This window comes from Pseudomonas sp. I2 (assembly GCF_040984075.1).
GTDB classification, from domain to species: Bacteria; Pseudomonadota; Gammaproteobacteria; order Pseudomonadales; family Pseudomonadaceae; genus Aquipseudomonas; species Aquipseudomonas guariconensis_B.
Map to the genome: position 1 here is coordinate 1 of NZ_JBCGFQ010000018.1, position 18108 is coordinate 18108.

The 18108-nt window shown below is 67.3% G+C and carries 14 protein-coding genes; 9 read left to right on the forward strand and 5 right to left on the reverse strand.

Annotated features, from left to right (window positions below):
* Positions 1-54: 54 nt before the first annotated feature.
* Positions 55-897, reverse strand: coding sequence for a DNA-binding protein (locus tag WCE05_RS11240; protein ID WP_225787886.1), 843 nt, complete (start codon positions 895-897; stop codon positions 55-57).
* A 217-nt stretch (positions 898-1114) separates the two neighbouring features.
* Between WCE05_RS11240 and WCE05_RS11245 the strand changes: the two genes are divergently transcribed.
* Together WCE05_RS11245 and WCE05_RS11250 are read left to right on the forward strand one after the other, a co-directional pair.
* A complete protein-coding gene (locus WCE05_RS11245; RefSeq protein ID WP_368815932.1) occupies positions 1115-1990 on the forward strand; it encodes a universal stress protein in 876 nt (291 codons plus the stop codon).
* A gap of 60 nt (positions 1991-2050) precedes the next feature.
* Positions 2051-4795: a cation-transporting P-type ATPase gene (locus WCE05_RS11250; RefSeq protein WP_368815933.1), complete on the forward strand. Its 2745-nt coding sequence runs from the start codon at positions 2051-2053 to the stop codon at positions 4793-4795.
* 143 nt (positions 4796-4938) lie between these two features.
* Here WCE05_RS11250 and WCE05_RS11255 read toward each other — a convergent pair whose 3' ends face one another.
* Positions 4939-5688 carry a cache domain-containing protein gene (locus WCE05_RS11255; protein WP_253101409.1) on the reverse strand — a complete coding sequence of 250 codons (750 nt, stop codon included), beginning with the start codon at positions 5686-5688 and terminating at the stop codon, positions 4939-4941.
* Between the two features lie 109 nt (positions 5689-5797).
* Positions 5798-6550: a FadR/GntR family transcriptional regulator gene (locus tag WCE05_RS11260; RefSeq protein WP_368815934.1), complete on the reverse strand. Its 753-nt coding sequence runs from the start codon at positions 6548-6550 to the stop codon at positions 5798-5800.
* A 262-nt stretch (positions 6551-6812) separates the two neighbouring features.
* Here WCE05_RS11260 and WCE05_RS11265 point away from each other — a divergent pair, with 262 nt between their 5' ends.
* From WCE05_RS11265 to WCE05_RS11285, 5 genes are all read left to right on the forward strand, one after another.
* Positions 6813-8237 (forward strand): gamma-aminobutyraldehyde dehydrogenase, encoded by a 1425-nt coding sequence (locus tag WCE05_RS11265; RefSeq protein WP_253101407.1) that lies wholly within the window; start codon positions 6813-6815, stop codon positions 8235-8237.
* A gap of 235 nt (positions 8238-8472) precedes the next feature.
* Positions 8473-9078, forward strand: coding sequence for a dimethylamine monooxygenase subunit DmmA family protein (locus WCE05_RS11270; RefSeq protein ID WP_225787892.1), 606 nt, complete (start codon positions 8473-8475; stop codon positions 9076-9078).
* Entirely contained in the window at positions 9075-10043 is a 969-nt protein-coding gene (locus WCE05_RS11275) for a PDR/VanB family oxidoreductase (RefSeq protein WP_253080153.1), read from the forward strand. The genes WCE05_RS11270 and WCE05_RS11275 overlap by 4 nt, the downstream gene beginning before the upstream one ends.
* 17 nt (positions 10044-10060) lie before the next feature.
* Positions 10061-11107, forward strand: a complete 1047-nt coding sequence (locus WCE05_RS11280) for a DUF3445 domain-containing protein (RefSeq protein ID WP_225787894.1) — start codon at positions 10061-10063, stop codon at positions 11105-11107.
* Positions 11108-11176: 69 nt separating this feature from the next.
* Positions 11177-12385 (forward strand): MFS transporter, encoded by a 1209-nt coding sequence (locus WCE05_RS11285; RefSeq protein WP_225787895.1) that lies wholly within the window; start codon positions 11177-11179, stop codon positions 12383-12385.
* Positions 12386-12490: 105 nt separating this feature from the next.
* On the opposite strand, the gene WCE05_RS11290 is transcribed toward WCE05_RS11285, so the two are convergent.
* Together WCE05_RS11290 and WCE05_RS11295 are read right to left on the reverse strand one after the other, a co-directional pair.
* Positions 12491-13633, reverse strand: coding sequence for a glycerate kinase (locus tag WCE05_RS11290; protein WP_253090824.1), 1143 nt, complete (start codon positions 13631-13633; stop codon positions 12491-12493).
* Between the two features lie 168 nt (positions 13634-13801).
* Positions 13802-14899 carry a sugar diacid recognition domain-containing protein gene (locus WCE05_RS11295; protein WP_253090825.1) on the reverse strand — a complete coding sequence of 366 codons (1098 nt, stop codon included), beginning with the start codon at positions 14897-14899 and terminating at the stop codon, positions 13802-13804.
* A 158-nt stretch (positions 14900-15057) separates the two neighbouring features.
* Here WCE05_RS11295 and WCE05_RS11300 point away from each other — a divergent pair, with 158 nt between their 5' ends.
* Together WCE05_RS11300 and WCE05_RS11305 are read left to right on the forward strand one after the other, a co-directional pair.
* Positions 15058-16386 carry an MFS transporter gene (locus WCE05_RS11300; RefSeq protein WP_225787898.1) on the forward strand — a complete coding sequence of 443 codons (1329 nt, stop codon included), beginning with the start codon at positions 15058-15060 and terminating at the stop codon, positions 16384-16386.
* Positions 16387-16555: 169 nt separating this feature from the next.
* Positions 16556-18088, forward strand: coding sequence for an FAD-dependent oxidoreductase (locus WCE05_RS11305; RefSeq protein WP_368815935.1), 1533 nt, complete (start codon positions 16556-16558; stop codon positions 18086-18088).
* Positions 18089-18108: the final 20 nt, after the last annotated feature.

Genomic DNA, 18108 nt, shown 5'->3' on the forward strand with positions numbered 1-18108 from the left:
GCCCCTGGGCCGTGCAAAGTTTGATTCATCTGCCCGCCCCCACGCCCGACGGCATCAACCCGCCCCTGGCAATGCGTCAAGACGCGCCTGGCAGGCTGCCAATGCCGCCGTGCGGGTATCCAGCATGCCTTGCAACTGCTCCAACTGCCGGCGCATCTGCTCGCTGGCGCCCTGGACCTGGGCCAGGATCGCTCGCAAGCCCTGGACCTGGGCGTCGCGCTGCTCCAATTGTTCCTCCAACTGCGTGCGCTGCGTGGCCTGCTGGCGAGTCTGGGCCAACAGGCGTTCATTGTCGCGATGCAGTTGGGTCAGCTCGGCCTGCCTGGCGAGCATGCCCTGCTGCAACTGCTCCTGGGCGTCGCGGGCATGGCGGTGCTTTTCTTCCAGCGAGCGAACTTGCTCGTCCTTGTCGGCCAGGCGCACCTGCAGCTCGCCCAGCGACTGGTTGAGGCTGGCGCTGCGCAATTGCTCGCGCTGCAGAGTGCTCTGGGTGGCCGCCAGCTTCTCGGACTCGGCCGCCAGCGCACTGGCCTGGACCCGCTGCTGCTGGTGCGCCGCCACCAATGCCTGCTGGGCAAGCTGTAACTGTGCCTCGAGCTGCTGCCGTTGTTCGGCGAACACCGCCTCGGCCTCGTGGATGCGCGCCTGCGCTTGTTCATGCAGTTGTTCAGCCAGTTGCTCGACCAGGCGCCCCAGTTGCTCGTTCAGGCCCGCCATGCCCAGCGGGGCCGATGGCGACTGGCTGTCCAGCTCCTTGAGGTAGCGGTGGATGGTGGTCTTCGAGCCGGTATTGCCCAGCTCGATACGCACCGCATCGATGCTCGGGTGCTCACCCCGGGCCAGCAGCGCCTCCCGTGCCTGCTGTACCGCTGCCTTGTCGATCCCGCCCCGGGCCATGTTCGCTCCTGTGATTCGTACCGTGGTATGTACCATGTAATTACGTATCGAATTCTGCGGATTGTCGGAGCACCTTTCAAGCCCTTCTACGAGCGACCATTCAACCGCGACACAAGGTCGCGTCCACGGGGGCGTCTCTTGATACAGGTCAATACGCCGGACAGGGTTCGCGAGACGATGGTCGGGCGGGTGCCCCGCACTGCCAAAGGAGATCGCTATGTCGTCGCTGAGCCACATCCTAGTCGCCACCGACCTGTCCGCACCTGCCCGCCATGGCGCAGAACGCGCCGCACTGCTGAGCAAGGCACTGGACGCCTCACTGGACCTGCTGTTCGTGGCGAACCCCGCACCCTTCGAGCGCCTCCGGCAGATGGTCGCGCCAGAGGACGACCTGCTGGAGCAAGTGCTCCAGAGCGGCAGGGAAAAGCTCCACGAACTGGGCGAGCGGCTGTTCCAGCAACATGAAGTCGCCGCTGGCACGCATGTCATGTCTGGCCCGGTCATCCCCCAGATCATTCGTGCCGTGCAGGAAAAGCAGGCGAGCCTGCTGGTCTGCGGAGCGAAAGGCGAGAGCACGGCCCGCCGCCTGCTCCTGGGCTCGACCGCACAGCGGCTGCTCAGCCACATGCCCTGCCCCATGCTGGTGGTCAAGCAACTGCCGCGCCGCGACTACCGCACCCTGCTGGTGCCGGTCGATTTCTCGCCTTCGTCCCGGCGCTCGATCGCCCTGGCCAAGGCCATTGCCCCGCAGGCCGAGATCATCCTCCTGCACGTGTACGAGGCCCCGTTCGAAGGCAGCATGCGCTTCGCCAACCTCGACAACGACACCCTCAGCCACTACCGCAACGTGATCAGGAAGGACGCCCAGGAACAGCTCGCCGCCCTGGCCGAAGCCTCGGGCCTGCCCATGGCGCGCCAGGTCGCCGTGCACGGCGACCCGGCCTGGCGTATCGTCGAACAGGAACAGGAGCTGGACTGCGACCTCATCGTGATGGGCAAGCAAGGCGAGAGCGCCCTGGAAGAACTCTTGGTCGGGAGCATCACCAAGCATGTCCTGAACGCGTCCCAGTGCGATGTGCTGGTGACCCTGTAAGCCATGCCCTGGCGGCAGGATGCCGCCACCGCTACCGAAGCCCATAGAAGGCCCGAGCCTATGAATCTTCCCTCCTCCGATCCCTGCGCAGCCCACGCTACCCCTGCCTGGCAGGCACTCTCGGTCGCGGAGGTCGAGCAGATGCTGCGCACCGGGCCGGAGGGCTTGCAGGACGTCGAGGTCGCCAGGCGCCTGGAGCTGTACGGGCCCAACCGGCTGCTGCCACCCAAGCGCCGCGGGCCATTGCTGCGCTTGCTGGCGCAATTCCACAATGTTTTGCTGTACGTCATGATCGCTGCGGCGGTGATCACCGCCTTGCTCGAGCACTGGGTCGATACCTGCGTCCTGCTCGCCGCGGTAGTGATCAATGCCATCATCGGCTTCATCCAGGAAGGCAAGGCGGAAAGCGCCCTGCAGGCGATCAGGGCGATGCTCGCGCCGCATGCGATGGTGATTCGCAACGGCATCCCCCAAGAGATCGATGCCGCCGAGCTGGTGCCGGGCGACCTGGTCGTACTGGCCTCCGGCGACCGGGTGCCCGCCGACCTGCGCCTGGTGGCGGTCAAGGAACTGCGCGTCGAGGAAGCCGCGCTGACGGGCGAGTCCCTGCCGGTGGAGAAGGACACCGAGGTGGCCCAGGCCGACGCGCCACTGGGCGACCGCCACGGCATGGCCTATTCGGGCACCGTGGTGGTGTACGGCCAGGCCAGGGGGATCGTCGTCGGCACCGGCGCGGCGACGGAGCTGGGCCGGATCAACCAGATGCTCGCCGACATCCGCGGCCTGGCCACCCCGCTGCTACGCAAGGTCGATCGCTTCGGGCGCGTGCTGGCCGTGACCATCCTGGCCATCTCCGCCGCGACCTTCGTCATCGGCACGCTATGGCGCGGCCATCCACCGGCGGAAATGTTCATGATGGTCGTGGCGCTGGCGGCTTCGGCGATCCCCGAGGGCCTGCCGGCGATCATGACCGTGACGCTCGCCCTCGGGGTACAGCGCATGGCCCGGCGCAAGGCGATCATCCGCCACCTGCCGGCCGTGGAAACCCTGGGCTCGGTGACCGTGATCTGTTCCGACAAGACCGGCACGCTGACCCGCAACGAGATGACCGTGCAGCGCGTCGTGTGCGCCGGCCACGTGTTCGATGTCGGCGGCGTGGGCTATGCCCCGGTCGGCGATTGCAGCATCGATGGGCGCATCGTCGATCCTGGCGATTACCCGGCCCTGGGCCTGGCGATCCGCGCCGGGGTGCTGTGCAACGACGCCCACCTGCGCAATGAAGACGACTGCTGGCGGGTCGAGGGCGACCCCACCGAAGGCGCCCTGCTGGTGCTCGGCGGCAAGACCGGTTTCGAGCCCTCGGCCTGGACCCGCCTGGATTCCATTCCCTTCGAATCGCAGCACCGCTTCATGGCCACCCACCACCTCGACGGCGAGGGCCACTCCTGGATCTTCGTCAAGGGCGCCCCGGAGCGCATCCTCGAGATGTGTCACCGGCAACGCGACCACGATGGCGAGCACCCGCTGGATGTCGACTACTGGCGGCGCATGACCACCGGCACGGCGGCCCAGGGCCTGCGTCTGCTGGCCCTGGCCTGCAAACGCTCGGCGCCGCAGGAGGGCAGCCTGGGCCACCAGGACATGGCCTCGGGGTACACGTTGCTGGCCCTGGTCGGGATCGTCGACCCACCGCGCGAGGAGGCGATCAGGGCAGTCGGCGAATGCCACCACGCCGGTATCCGGGTGAAGATGATCACCGGCGATCATGCCGAAACCGCCCGAGCCATCGGTGCCCAGCTGGCCATCGGCGTCGGCAAGCCCACCCTCACCGGCGCCGAAGTGGCGATGATGAGCGACGAAACCTTGCGCCAGGTCGTGACGGAGGTGGACGTGTTCGCGCGCGCCAGCCCCGAGCACAAGCTGCGCCTGGTGAACGCGCTGCAGGACAACGGTCAGATCGTCGCCATGACCGGCGACGGGGTGAACGATGCGCCTGCGCTCAAGCGCGCGGATGTCGGCATCGCCATGGGCCTGAAGGGCTCCGAGGCGGCCAAGGAGGCCGCCGACATGGTGCTGGCCGACGACAACTTCGCCACCCTCGCCACGGCCGTGCGCGAGGGCCGGGCAGTCTACGACAACCTGAAGAAATTCATCCTGTTCATGCTGCCCACCAATGGCGGCGAAGCGCTGGTGGTGATCGCCGCCATCCTGTTCGAACTCGCCCTGCCGCTGACGCCCGCGCAGGTGCTGTGGATCAACATGGTCACCTCCAGCACGCTGGGGCTGGCCCTGGCCTTCGAGCCGGCCGAGCGGGACATCATGACCCGCCCGCCGCGCGCGCCCAGGGAGCCTTTGCTGTCGGGGTTCTTCGTGTGGCGGATCCTGATGGTCTCGGTGCTGATGATGTGCGGGGCGATGGGGCTTTTCCTCTGGCAGATGAGCGAAGGCGCCAGCGTCGAGACCGCCCGCACCATGGCGGTCAATGCCGTGGTCGTCGCGGAAATGTTCTACCTGGTCAATACCCGTGCCCTGATCGCGCCGGTCACCAACCGCGAAGGCCTGCTCGGCAACCCTTACCTGCTGCTGGCCATCGCAGCCTGCGTGCCGTTGCAGCTGTTCTTCACCCATGCGCCGGTCATGCAGGAGATCTTCGGTTCTACCGACCTGACGCTGCTGGAATGGGGGAAAGTCGTGGGCGCCGGGTTGCTCGTGTACCTCGTCGTGGAGCTCGAGAAGTCCATGATCCGCCGCACCCGCCTGGCGGCGAGGCTGGCCATGGCGGCGTACGATCCGCCGGGGCGCTAGGGGTACAGTCAGTTAAAGCTGTTTAGCCGACATTTGGGGCCGCTTCGCGCCCCATCGCCGGCAAGCCGACCCCCACAGGGCTCCGCGTCAACCTAAGACTGGGTGATCTCCCGCTGGGAGGGGGCGACAAAACCACTCGATGCTCACACCACCTTGCGCAACGCCGGCAACCGGACCAGCGACCACCCCGCCTCGGATTCCGCCAACGCCAGGCGAATCCCGTCCAGGGGCATGGTGTTCAACAGCGTCAGGGCCAGGTCGCCGACCATCCAGTTGGCGGTGTTGGACGCAATCACCCGGCCATCGGCGGAAATCAGCACGGCCTCGTGTTCCAGGCGCATCAGGCTGCGCACCAGCAGGCGCTCGACGTTGTGCAGCGACAGGTCCAGCCCGGCCACGCCGATGAAGCGGCCCTGCACCAGAATCGGCATGGTGAACGTCAGCACGTACATGTTGGTGCCGTAGAGGTCCACGTAGGGCCCCTCCACCACGCTCTTGCCGGTGTCGCGCGGCCGGCTGTACCAGGGCATCGCGGTGTAGTCGTAGTAGTTTTCCCGGCGCCGGTCGAAGTTGGGCCGCAGCGGGAGGGTCTTGCCGGCATCGGCCAGGTACCACCACTCCAGGTGCATCTCCCGGTCGGCCAGGCAATTGGGTTCCACGATGATCCCGCCGCCACAGCCAAAGGCACCGGTGACCAGCAACTGCCGGTCGATCGCCGGCCGCAGGGAGGCCAGGTCCCTGGCGGCGGGCTGGCGCCCCTCGGCCAGGACACGCTCCCAGAGCTCGCGGGTTTCCTCCACCAACTGGCGGACCTGGCTGAAGATGGTCTCCAGCGTGCTGTCCAACTGCTGGGCGCAGGCGGCCAGGGGGTCGTTGTCGCTCAGGGCAAACATGGTATTACCTCACGCAGGTTCGGCTTTCTTGTTATGGGTCGCCTCGGGTCAAGGCATTGTGACGCAATTACCACGCCAGGCCTGGCGCGCTGCTTCCGGTCGGCGGCGTTCAGCCCCCGTCCGCCTCGGCCAGCAACTCCAGGCGCAGGCTGATCAGGCGCTTGATGCCGCGGCTCACATGCGCCTCGGCCAGTGCCCCGGCCAACACCGCATCGCCCGCCACCAGCGCCTGCAGGATCGCCCGGTGCTCCTGCTCCACCACCGTCACATCGCCACCGCCGGCCGCCTCCATCCACAGCAGCTCGCCCACCTCCGACTGCAGGCGCATCTCGGCGTTGGTCAGGCGCAGCGACTGGGCGGCGGCGGCCACCTCGATGTGGAAGCGTGCATCGGCCCGATGGCGTGCCAACCGCGAGCCGGCCTGGCTGAGCATGTCGATGTGCTGGGCGATGCGCGCGTGCTGCTCGGGCGAACTGCGCTTGGCCGCAAGGCGCGCAGCGGTGCCCGAGATGGCGGTCTGTTCGTCGCCCAGGTCACGCAGGTCCGGGCCGCTCATGTCGCGCAGGCGCTGCAACAGCAGCGCCTCGGGCAGCTCCACCGGCGCGCAGACGAAACTGCCGCCGTTGCGGCCGCGGCGCGTTTCGATCAGCCCCCGCTGGCGCAGCACCACCAAGGCCTCGCGCAGCGTGACGGTGGCGACCCCGAGCTGCAGGGCCAATTCCGATTCGCTGGGCAGTTGCTGCCCTTCGGCAAACAACCCGAGCTCGATGGCTTCCATCAACTTGCGCGCCACTTCATCGGTACGCCCTTCCTGGCGCAACCGGATGAATGCGGTATTACGAGCAGTATTCAGGGCAGTCATTGCCTCTCCCTATCGAGCATTGCCTGGCGTGGCGCGAGCCTCGGCCAAAAGGTTCAGTTCCGTATCTTATAACCAAGCGCAAGGCCTCCGATACCGATTGATCGCCCATTCTACCTCTCGACAAGGCGTTTCAGGGTACTGTTGGCAACCTTCTAAATTTAAGATATGGTTTCATATGTTTACAGTGTCGACAGGCCACCGTGGCTTCTGCTGTGCCTGCGTCCAGCGATTTCCACCAACGAGACCGACCAAGGAATACGCCATGCAAACCAAACTCCTGATCAACGGCCAGTTGGTCGATGGGCAAGGCAGCCCCTATCCCGTGTACAACCCCGCCGAGGGCACGGTGCTGGTGACCATCCCCGAGGCCAGCGGCGCCCAGGTCGATGCTGCCGTGCAGGCGGCCGACCAGGCGTTCGACAGCTGGTCGCAGACCCCGCCCAAGGAACGCGCGCTGCTGCTGCTCAAGCTGGCCGAGCGTATCGAGGCCGAGGCCGAGCTGCTGGCCCGCCTGGAGTCGCAGAACTGCGGCAAGCCCTACCAGGCCGCCCTGAACGACGAGATCCCGGCCATCGCCGACGTTTTCCGCTTCTTCGCCGGCGCCAGCCGCTGCCTGTCGGGGTCCGCCGCTGGCGAATACCTGCCCGGGCATACCTCGATGATCCGCCGTGACCCCCTCGGCGTGGTCGCCTCCATCGCGCCGTGGAACTACCCGCTGATGATGGTCGCCTGGAAGCTCGCCCCCGCCCTGGCTGCCGGCAACTGCGTGGTGCTCAAGCCCTCCGAGCAGACCCCGCTCACCGCCCTGGCGCTGGCCCGGATCATGGCCGAGCTGTTCCCCGCCGGCGTCGTCAACATTCTCTTCGGCCGCGGTCCGAGCGTGGGCGAGCCGCTGGTCAACCATCCCAAGGTTCGCCTGGTGTCCCTCACCGGCTCCGTCGCCACCGGCGCACGCATCATCTCCAGCACCGCCAGCAGCGTGAAGCGCACCCACATGGAGCTGGGCGGCAAGGCCCCGGTGTTGATCTTCGATGACGCCGACATCGACGCAGCCGTCGAGGGCATCCGCGCCTTCGGCTTCTACAACGCCGGCCAGGACTGCACCGCCGCCTGCCGACTGTACGTCCAGCAAGGCGTCTACGACCGCTTCGTCAGCAAGCTTGGCGAAGCGGTGGCGAGCTTGCGCATGGGCCTGCAGGACGACCCACAGACCGAACTGGGGCCATTGATCACCCGCGACCACCTGGAGCGCGTCGAAGGCTTCGTCGAGCGCGCCAAGGCCCAGCCACACATCCGCGTGGTCACCGGTGGCAAGCGTGTCGACGGGCCGGGCTTCTTCTTCGAGCCGACGGTGCTGGCCGACGCCCGCCAGGACGACGAGATCGTCCAGCGCGAAGTCTTCGGCCCAGTGGTCAGCATCACCCCCTTCAGCGACGAAGCGCAGGCGCTGGCCTATGCCAACGACTCCGACTACGGCCTGGCCTCTTCGGTGTGGACCCGCGACCTCGGCCGCGCCAGCCGCCTGGCCGCGCGCCTGCAGTACGGCTGCACCTGGGTCAACACGCACTTCATGCTGGTCAGCGAAATGCCCCACGGCGGCATGAAGCAGTCGGGCTACGGCAAGGACATGTCCATGTACGGCCTGGAAGACTACACCTGCGTGCGCCACGTCATGTTCAAGCACTGAGCACCTGCGCGGCGCACCCGAAAAGTGCGCCGCGCGCCCTGACGAGGCATCGCCAGCGATGCCTTCCCGAGTAGCAACCTGATGAAAAACGCCCAGCATGGGCCTTCGACATAAAACATATAAAACAATAGGTAATATGGCATGAGTTCTGCTTTCTCTCCTGCCTGAGCCCGAAACCAGCCGTCATCGTTACTTTCCGGCACAGCCGGGGTAATGGCTTACGAGGTGTGTCACCATGCTTATCACTGGCATCAAGAGCCGTCCGGTCTACGACCGGCTGCACCCCATGGCAGGTGGCCTGCGCCACTTGATCGCGGGCCAGGGCAGCGGCGGCGCGGCCATGCTGCGCCTGATCGCGGACATGTCGCCTGCGCAACGCCGCGACAGCACCCTGCTCTACTCCACCGAGTCCTTCTCTGGGCACAACCACCTGCAGGCCTTGCAAGCGGCGCAGGTGGGCGAACTCGAAGCGTTCAGCAGCAACCAGGCCTTGATCGAGGCCCTGCGCGACAGGCTCAGCGACGCCTACATGGGCACGCGCCTGTACCTCAGTGGCTCGGAAAGCTTCATCGGTACCGCCATGCAAGCGGCCAATGCCGTCGACCTGAATCGCGACGAAGTGCTTCGCGAACACAGCGGTACCCTGGTACGCCGCGTGTGGTGCGCCCATTGCGACACCTACACCGAGAACGTCACCCAGCGCGTGTTCACCTGCCCCGGTTGCCAGCTCAACCTGGTGGTGCGCGACCACTATTCCCGCCGCCTGGCCGCCTTCCAGGGCATCAAGGCCGATGGCGAAGTCCCAGGCGAACTGCCACCTGCCGAGGAGCTCGACACATGAATACCCATAACGGCACCCTGAGCGTGCGTGTTGCCCGGATCGAGCAGATGACGCCAGAGATCAAGCGTTTCACCCTGACCTCTCCCGACGGCAAGCATCTGCCTGCCTTCTCTGGCGGCAGCCATGTGGTGGTGGTCCTCGAGGATGGCGACAAGACCCACCGCAACGCCTACTCGCTGATGAGCTCGCCCTATGACTCCAGCGCCTACCAGATCGCCGTGCGCCGAGTCAGCGACGGCCGTGGCGGCTCGCGCCACCTGCACGACAAGGTCAGCGAAGGCGACCTGTTGCAGATCCTGCAGCCGGCCAACCTGTTCCCGCTGGCCAAGCATGCCCGCCAGCACCTGTTCATCGCCGGTGGCGTGGGCATCACACCGGTGTATTCGCAACTCGAAGAGCTGCAGTCCAAGCAGTCCACCTTCGAGCTGCACCTGGCCGTGCGCGGCCCCGAGCACACCGCCCTGGGCCTGGAGCTGCAAGCCCGGTACGGCGAGCGGGTGCACCTCTACGTGCAAGGCCAGGACGCGCGCATGGACATCCGCCGCATCCTCCAGGCCCGGCCGTTGGGCAGCCATGTCTATGTCTGCGGCCCGGACAGCATGATCGACGACACCCTCGACAGCGCCCGCGCCCTGGGCTGGACCGACAGCCACATCCACTACGAACGCTTCGTCGAGCAAGGCTCCAGCGGCCAACCGTTCAGCGTCACCCTGGCGCGCCAGGGCGTGACCATCGAGGTACCCGCCGAACAGTCACTGCTCGAAGCCGCCGAACAAGCCGGCTACAAGCTGCCCTACCTGTGCCGGGGCGGCGCCTGTGGCTATTGCGAGGCCGAAGTACTGGAAGTCGATGGCGAACTCGACCATCGCGATGACTGGCTCAGCGAGGAAGACAAGCTGAGCAAGCGCAAATTCATGCCTTGCGTATCACGTGCCAACTGCAGCCGCCTGGTCGTAGACCTCTGAGACAGGAAAACAACAAGATGACCGTATTCAAGCCAATCGAAACCTACGCCGACGCCGGCGGCGAGCACACCTACAGCAACAGCCGCGAGGCGGTGCTGCGCCTGCCCTTCCCGTACCCGGAAGACCAGTACATGTACTCGATGAACGTCGAACCCCATGTGCCCTTCGGCAACGGTGCCCTGCGCGCCCAGTTCGACATCGACGAGCACTACATCTCCGAGTGCCACCACCGTGCGCAGACCCTCGACAGCCAGCCGGGCGTGCACTACGCCGCCCTGCCGCACATGATGGAAGCCCAGTGGGACCTGCTGGAATTGCTGATGGAGTCCTACTCCCGCGACTTCCCCGAGCATTTCACCCTGGAGAAGAAAGGCAGCCAGTGGCGCTGGATCAACCGCCCGCTGCAGATCGACGACACCTTCACCTTCGGCGATGCCAGCACCTTGCCGATGGAGCCGATGGAATACATCACCCGCCAGGCCCAAGGCGAGTTCATCCTGCTCGAAGAGCGTGACGAGACCCTGGTGATGGGCGCCGGCATGGCCACCCAGCGTGCGGATTACTCGCTGCGCTTCAACCTCGGCATGAGCTTCATGGAGTTCCACGGCCCGGTACCCAAGCTGCACGAGATGGGTATCCTGCAGCGCGCCCTGAAGTTCCTGCTGCGCCTGCGTCCGGGGCACCCGGTACGCCGCACCAACTGGTCGATCACCGTCAACCCGCGCCTGGAAACCTCCGCCGAGACCCTGCCGAACTGGGCGCCCGACCGCACCATCGTCACCCCGGAGAACGCCGGCGAACTGGTCAACCTGCGCATCGAGCTGCAGCCCCTGCACCGCCTGCCGCGCAGCAATGCGGTGCTGTTCCCGGTGCGGACCTACCTGGTCAGCCTCAAGCAACTGGCCGAGTTCGCCCCGCAGTGGGCCAAGCGCATGCACCGGGTGATCCGCGACCTGGACCAGGAGCTGGTCGACTACAAGGGTTTCACCCGCTACCGCGACGCCATGGTCGCCTGGCTGTCGCAATACGATGACGGCACTCCGGTCGACGAGAACCTGCAGTAGTTCCACCCCACAGCGCGCCGCTACCGGCGCGCTTCCTTCCTTGATGTGCTTGCCTCCCAGGGTTCACCCATGAAAACAACAATACGCAATGTCTTGCCCGAGAGCTGGAGCCTGGTGTTCTCCGCCGCAGGTTCGGCCTATGGTGTCGGCCTGCTCGGCCTGTGGGCCTTGCCCTTCCTGATCAGCGCCATCATCAACGACCTGCAGCTCAACGAGGCCCAGGCCGGGCTGTTGATGTCCGCGGAGTTCGGCTTCACCATGCTCGCCTCGCTGCTGGTCGCGCCCTTCATGGGGCGTGCGCCACGGCGCACCCTGGCCCTGCTCGGGACCTTGCTGGCCATCGCCGCCAACCTGGTCAGCGCCCACATCGAGAGCATCCAGGCCCTGGCCGCGGTACGCTGCATCGCTGGCCTCGGCGCGGGCCTGGCCCTGGCCTGCGGCAACGCCGCGGTGTCCAGCGCGCGGCATCCGGACCGCATCGCCGGGCACATGAACGTGCTGTCGGTGCTGCTGATGATCGTGGTGATGCTGGGTTATGCCAAGGTCATGGCGCTGTTCGGCCTCTCGGGGCTGTACTACGCGATGGCCGCGACCATGGCGGTGATGCTCCCGGCCATTGCGGCGATGGAGCAGCGTGCAGCGACCGTCGCCCCCGCGCCGGCGGCCCCTGGGGCGAGCAAAGGTTCGGGCAACATCCTGCTGAGCCTGCCGGCGATCTGCATGATGCTGGCGATGTTCGTGTTCCAGGCCCGCGACACCATGGGCTGGGCCTTCGTCGAGCGTATCGGCACCCTGGTCGGCTACAGTGGCGACGAACTGGGCGTGTTGCTGTCGGTCCAGTCCGTGGTCGGCCTGATCGGCCCGCTGATCGCGGCGATGGTCGGCAAGCGCTTCGGCATGAGCACCCCGGTGATCCTGGCCATCCTCCTGACCGGCGGCACCAGCCTGAGCTACGTGCTGGGCGAGCACTCCAAGGCCCTGTACACGGCGGGCGTGATGACCATCTGCGTCACCTACTTCTACGCCCTGAGCTACCTCACCGGCCTGGCGGCGGCGCTGGACCGCGAAGGCCGCGTCGTGGCGGCGGCCAGCAGCTTCCTGAGCCTGGGGCTGGCGGTGGGGCCGGCGATTTCCGGCGGGCTGATTTCCCTGGGTGGTTTCACCCTGGCGGCCTGGGGGATTGGCGTCACCGTGGTGCTGACCTTGCTGCTGGTGACCGTGCCGTTGGCCAGCATTCGCCGCGAGCATACGGCCTACACGCCAGTCGCGGCGCTCTAGCCAGCGGGCATCGGCCCTTGTCCTCGGATAAGGGCCATTGATCTGACAGAACACCGGTGGTGTCAGGACCGGTCTATTCGCCGCGGACCGAACCCAGCAACCGACTCAACGCCCCCGCCCAGCCACCTGCCACAGTCGGGCGATATCCCGGGCTCGTGCCTCGAGCAAATCCCCGGCTTCGGCACAGGCCTGCTCCAGGCTCATCGGCCCGCTGGCCAACGCGAAGGCGGCATCGACACCGTGGTCATAGAGCTGCTGGTAACCCGCCCCAAGCGTACCGGCGAGCACCACCACCGGCACGCCATGACACTTGGCGACCCGCGCCACACCCATGGGCGTCTTGCCGCGCAGGGTCTGGGCATCGAAACGCCCTTCGCCGGTGATCACCAGGTCGGCGTCCCGCACCAGGGCATCGAGGCCCACCAGCTCGGCCACCACCTCGACCCCAGGGCGAAAGCGCGCGCCCATGAACGCCTTGGCGGCGAAGCCCATGCCGCCCGCCGCGCCACAACCAGGGAAATCGCGCACGTCTTCGCCCAGCAGGCGGGCGCAATGGTCGGCGAAATGGCCCAAGGCCCGGTCCAGGGCCTGCACCTGCGCGGGGCTGGCCCCCTTCTGCGGGCCGAACACCGCCGAAGCGCCATGGGGGCCGCACAAGGGGTTGTCGACATCGGCCGCCACCTCCACCTGCACCTCGGCCAGGCGAGGGTCGAGGCCGCTGGCGTCGAGACGCGCCAGCCTTTCCAGGGCCAGGCCACCCTCCTCCAGCGGCTGCCCGTCGACGTCCAGCAGGCGCAAGCCCAGGGCGCGCAGCATGCCGGCACCGCCATCGTTGGTAGCACTGCCGCCGATGGCCAGGACGATGCGCTGCGCGCCGGCCGCCAAGGCGGCGGCGACCAGCTCGCCGGTGCCCCAGGTGCTGCTGCGGCAGGCATCGCGCTGGCCGAGCGGAACCCGTTGCAGGCCGCTGGCCTGGGCCATCTCGATGATCGCCGTGCGGCTCTCAGGCAGCCAGCCCCAGCCGGCATCCACGGCCTGCCCCAACGGCCCGCGTACCACCTGGTGGCGCAACTGGCCATGGCTGGCGGCCAGGATCGCCTCCATGGTGCCCTCGCCGCCGTCGGCCATCGGGCATTCGACCAGTTGCGCACCCGGCCAGACCTCGGCCAGGCCTTTGCCGATGGCCCGGGCGACACCGGCGGCATCGAGGCTGTCCTTGAACGAATCGGGGGCGATGACGACTTTCATGGGGATTCTCCTGATCCAGATGACCCGCATGCTGACAGCTGCGCGGCGATGCGGCCTCGGTCGGATGCACAAAGACGCGACGGCATTGTTTGGGCAAATGCCTTTGCACCGCGCAGGCCGCTTCGCGGCGGTTCAGCGCGCATGGCATGGGCCAACCCTGCCAACACCTCACTGCGCCGGCAGCAACTGCAACCCCAGGTAAAGGCTCAGCAAACCTTCCAGCCGCAAAGGGTCCACCTCCGCCACTTCGGCGATCCGCTCCAGCCGATACCTCAGGCTGTTGCGGTGGATCCCCAGGGCATCGGCGCACGCCTGGCTCTGCCCATCATGGGCGCACCAGGCACGCAGGGTAGCCAGCAGTTGCCCGCTGGCATCCTTGGCGCGGATGCGCTGCAGCGGCTCGAGCAATTCATCCAGGGCATCGTCGTTGCGATGTCGCCAGAGCAATGTCGGCAATCGGTAGCGGGCAAGGCTCAGCAGGCGTTCGCCCGGCACCACCTCGCGGCCGTAGGCCAGCAGGTCGCGTACCCGCCGGTACCCCCGGCGCAACTGCTCAAGGCTCTGCGCCGGGTTGCCCAAGGCCAGGCGCTGCACCTGCCAGCCATGGCGCTGCAGGCGCTCCAGCAGGCGCGGCTCGTCCAGCGCCACGGCCGCCGGGCGGCACCACAGCAGCGACTGCCGCGCAGGGCTCACGCACCAGCTGTCGGGGTAGCGGCTCATCAACCAGCCGGACAGCGCCTCGGCCGACGACCCGGCGTCGAGTTCGAACAGGCATGGCACCCGCGCCAACTGCGGCTTGAGGCCCAATTGCCGGGCTTCGTCGAGCAAGCGCGGGGAGTCGCCGCTGCCGCCGAGCAGCAGGGCCAGCAGGTCGTCGCAGCGCTGGCGCCGCCACTGCTGTTCCACCTGCAGGTGACGCTGGGCCAGAAGCATCTCGGCGGTCATGCGCACCAGTTCGCCATAGGTGCGCAATTGCTGCGGGTCGCCCGTCAGGCCCAGCACGCCGATCAGCCGGTCATCGAGCATCAGCGGCAGGTTGACGCCCGGCTGCACGCCCTTGAGGCACTTGGCCGCCTCGGCGTCCAGCTCGACGATCCGGCCGTTGGCCAGCACCAGTTGCGCGCCCTCGTGGCGGGTATTGATGCGCTCCGGCTCGCCGCTGCCCAGGATCAAGCCCTGGCTGTCCATGACGTTGACATTGCACGGCAGGATGGCCATCGCCCGATCGACGATGTCCTGCGCCAGGTCGTGGTCCAGTTCGAACATTCCAGGGTCCTTGCGGTGGTAGGCTTTGGTCCGCGGCACAGCAGCCCGTGCCCACGGCTGTGCAAAAGCACAAAGACAGCCGTGCCGCGCTCGCCGAGACTCGTCAGGGCCGGCGCCGCACACGGCACGGCGACAACCATAACAAAGAGATTCCGATCATGGCACACAGCCCTGCCCCTGACCAAGGCAAAGACCTCAGCCGCGACGCGCTGTACCGGCGCATCACCCTGCGGCTGATCCCGTTCATCTTCATCTGCTACCTGTTCAACTACCTGGACCGCGTCAACGTCGGCTTCGCCAAGCTGCAGATGCTCGACGCCCTGCAGTTCAGCGAAACCGTCTACGGCCTTGGCGCCGGTATCTTCTTCATCGGCTACGTGCTGTGCGGCCTGCCCAGTAACCTGGCACTCAACCGCTTCGGCCCGCGCCGCTGGATCGCGGTGATGATGATCGCCTGGGGCAGCCTGTCGACCTGCCTGCTGTTCGTCACCACACCCATGGAGTTCTATGTGCTGCGCCTGCTCACCGGCGCGGCGGAAGCCGGCTTCTTCCCCGGCGTGGTGCTGTACCTCTCGCGCTGGTTCCCGGCGGACCGCCGTGGCCGGATCATGGCCTTGTTCATGTCGGCGATCCCGGTCTCGGGCCTGCTCGGCGGGCCGTTCTCCGGCTGGATCCTCGAGCACTTCGCCGCCGGCCAGCATGGCCTGGCCGGCTGGCAGTGGATGTTCCTGATCCAGGGCCTGCCCACCGTCGCCCTGGGCATCCTCGCGGTGCTGCTGCTCAGCGACGGCTACCAGAAGGCCGCCTGGCTGAGCCCCGCCGAGCGCCAGGTGATTGAGGCCGACCTCAAGGCCGACGCCGCCACCAAGCCCACCACCCACAGCGACAGCGTGCTGGCCGTACTGACCAACCCGCTGATCTGGACCTTCGGCTTCGTCTACTTCTGCATCCAGAGCGGCGTGTACGCCATCAACTTCTGGCTGCCGTCGATCATCAAGAACCTGGGCTTCGACAATCCCTTGCTGATCGGCTGGCTGAGCGCCATCCCGTACCTGCTGGCCGGGGTGTTCATGATCGTCGTCGGGCGCTCGGCGGACCTGCGCAACGAGCGGCGCTGGCACCTCGTCGTGCCGATGCTGATGGGCGCCGTCGGCCTGCTGATCGCGGTGAACTTCGCGCAGAACCCGACCATCGCCCTGCTCGGCCTGTCGATCGCCACCATGGGCGCCCTCACCGGCCTGCCGATGTTCTGGCCGATGCCCACCGCCCTGCTCAGCGCCAGCGCCGCCGTGGCGGGCCTGGCGATCATCAACTCGGTCGGGCAGATGGCCGGTTTCCTCAGCCCGTACCTGGTCGGCTTCATCAAGGACCAGACCGGTTCGACCGATGCCGCGCTGTATTCGCTGGCGGCGCTGATCGTGCTCGGCAGCCTGGTCGCTCTGCGGGTATCCCGGGCTGGAGCGCTGGCGGCCGCGCGGGCCAGTTGAGCCGCGAGGAGGGACTGCCAAGACTTGCAGCCGCCATTTGGGGCCGCTTCGCGGCCCCAAGCACCAGAGCTACCGCTTGACCGAGGGCTCGCCTCCGATCGTCAGATCATTGCATCGCTGCACCGCCAAAGGCGTCAAATGAAGCTGAACGGTCCTATGGAGAGCTCCCATGACCCAGCACGCCGTGGCACGCCTCGAACAACTCGACGAACACCACCCCCTGCGCGTCCAGGCCGGCAGCGAGGAAGTCATCCTGGTCCGCCGGGGTGACCTGGTGCACGCCTACCAGGCCAACTGCCCCCACGCTGGCGCGCCCCTGGAAGAAGGCGCCGTATGCGGCGGCCTGCTGGTCTGCCCCTGGCACAAGGCCGCCTTCGGCCTCGACGAGGGCGCGGTCTGCGAGCCGCCGGCCCTGACGGGCCTGCGCCGCTACCCGACCCAAGTGAAGGACGGCGAGGTCTGGGTCGACGACCAGCCCTGCCCCGCGAGCGAACCACCCCGCCACAGCGATGCCCGCTGCTTCGTGGTGATCGGCGCCGGCGCCGCAGGCTCGGCGGCGGTGGCCACCCTGCTGGACCACGGTTTCGGCGGCCGCCTGGTGTGGATCGACCAGGAGCAACGGCCGGCCTACGACCGCACCGCCCTGAGCAAGTTCGTCATCGCCGGGCAGATGCCAGCCGATGAGGTGCCCGCGCTACTGGAGCCCGACGACCTGCACCGCGGCCAGCTACAACGCCTGCATGGCAAGGTGCGCGTGCTGGACACCGAGAAGCGCGAGGTCATCCTGGCCGACGGCCAGCGCCTGGCCTACGACGCCGCCCTGTTGGCCACCGGCGGCAAGCCCCGGCGCCCCGACCTGCCCGGCGTACAATTGCCCGGCATCTACGTACTGCGTTCCCGGGAAGACGCCGCGCACCTGCTCGATGCCGCCGAGCCGGGCCAGCCGGTGGTGATCGTCGGCGATGGTTTCATCGGCCTGGAGGCCGCCTCGGCGCTGCGCAAGTACGGCCTGCAGGTGCATGTGGTGACCCGTCACGAGATCCCCTTGGCCCGGCAGCTCGGCGAACGCATCGGCCGCACCCTGCGGGAACTGCACGAGCGCAAGGGCGTGGTGTTCCATGGCCCCACCGAGGTGGAACGCTTCGAAGGCCAGGACAAGGTCGAAGCCGTGCAACTGGCCAACGGCGAGCGCCTGGAAACATCGCTGGTATTGCTCGGCACCGGCGTGCGGCCCGCCACATCGTTCGTCCAGGGCCTGCGCCTGGCCGAGGACCAGTCCTTGCAGGTCGACGCCCAGATGCACGCAGCCGAAGGCCTGTGGGCTGCCGGCGACATCGCCACCTTCCCCCTCGCCGGCCATCCAGTGCGCATCGAGCACTGGCGCCTGGCCCAGCAGCAAGGCGTGATCGCCGCCGCCAACATGCTCGGCGAACAGCGCCGCTACGACGATGTGCCCTTCTTCTGGACCTACCAGCACGGGCGCACCTATGAGGTGCTCGGGCATGGCCAGGGCTGGAACCGCATCGAGTACGTGGGCGAACCGGAGAAAGGCGACTTCATCGCCCTGCAGTGCCTCGACGACCAGGTCGAGGCGGTGATCGCCAAGGGCCACTCGCGGGCCATGGCGGTGCTGTCGCAGCGGATGAAAAGCCCGTTGAGCAGCCGGGAGGCGCGGGAGTTGATCGATACCTGGCCGGACTGAGGCCTGGCCCCCAAGAGCGT

Excerpts from the sequence above, each read along its gene's own strand:
- WCE05_RS11275 (WP_253080153.1), top strand. The coding sequence starts at position 9,075 with ATGAATACCCATAACGGCACCCTGAGCGTGCGTGTTGCCCGGATCGAG.
- WCE05_RS11260 (WP_368815934.1), bottom strand. The coding sequence starts at position 6,550 with ATGACTGCCCTGAATACTGCTCGTAATACCGCATTCATCCGGTTGCGC.
- WCE05_RS11285 (WP_225787895.1), top strand. The coding sequence starts at position 11,177 with ATGAAAACAACAATACGCAATGTCTTGCCCGAGAGCTGGAGCCTGGTG.
- WCE05_RS11295 (WP_253090825.1), bottom strand. The coding sequence starts at position 14,899 with ATGTTCGAACTGGACCACGACCTGGCGCAGGACATCGTCGATCGGGCG.
- WCE05_RS11300 (WP_225787898.1), top strand. The coding sequence starts at position 15,058 with ATGGCACACAGCCCTGCCCCTGACCAAGGCAAAGACCTCAGCCGCGAC.
- WCE05_RS11305 (WP_368815935.1), top strand. The coding sequence starts at position 16,556 with ATGACCCAGCACGCCGTGGCACGCCTCGAACAACTCGACGAACACCAC.
- WCE05_RS11280 (WP_225787894.1), top strand. The coding sequence starts at position 10,061 with ATGACCGTATTCAAGCCAATCGAAACCTACGCCGACGCCGGCGGCGAG.
- WCE05_RS11240 (WP_225787886.1), bottom strand. The coding sequence starts at position 897 with ATGGCCCGGGGCGGGATCGACAAGGCAGCGGTACAGCAGGCACGGGAG.
- WCE05_RS11290 (WP_253090824.1), bottom strand. The coding sequence starts at position 13,633 with ATGAAAGTCGTCATCGCCCCCGATTCGTTCAAGGACAGCCTCGATGCC.
- WCE05_RS11265 (WP_253101407.1), top strand. The coding sequence starts at position 6,813 with ATGCAAACCAAACTCCTGATCAACGGCCAGTTGGTCGATGGGCAAGGC.
- WCE05_RS11245 (WP_368815932.1), top strand. The coding sequence starts at position 1,115 with ATGTCGTCGCTGAGCCACATCCTAGTCGCCACCGACCTGTCCGCACCT.
- WCE05_RS11270 (WP_225787892.1), top strand. The coding sequence starts at position 8,473 with ATGCTTATCACTGGCATCAAGAGCCGTCCGGTCTACGACCGGCTGCAC.
- WCE05_RS11250 (WP_368815933.1), top strand. The coding sequence starts at position 2,051 with ATGAATCTTCCCTCCTCCGATCCCTGCGCAGCCCACGCTACCCCTGCC.
- WCE05_RS11255 (WP_253101409.1), bottom strand. The coding sequence starts at position 5,688 with ATGTTTGCCCTGAGCGACAACGACCCCCTGGCCGCCTGCGCCCAGCAG.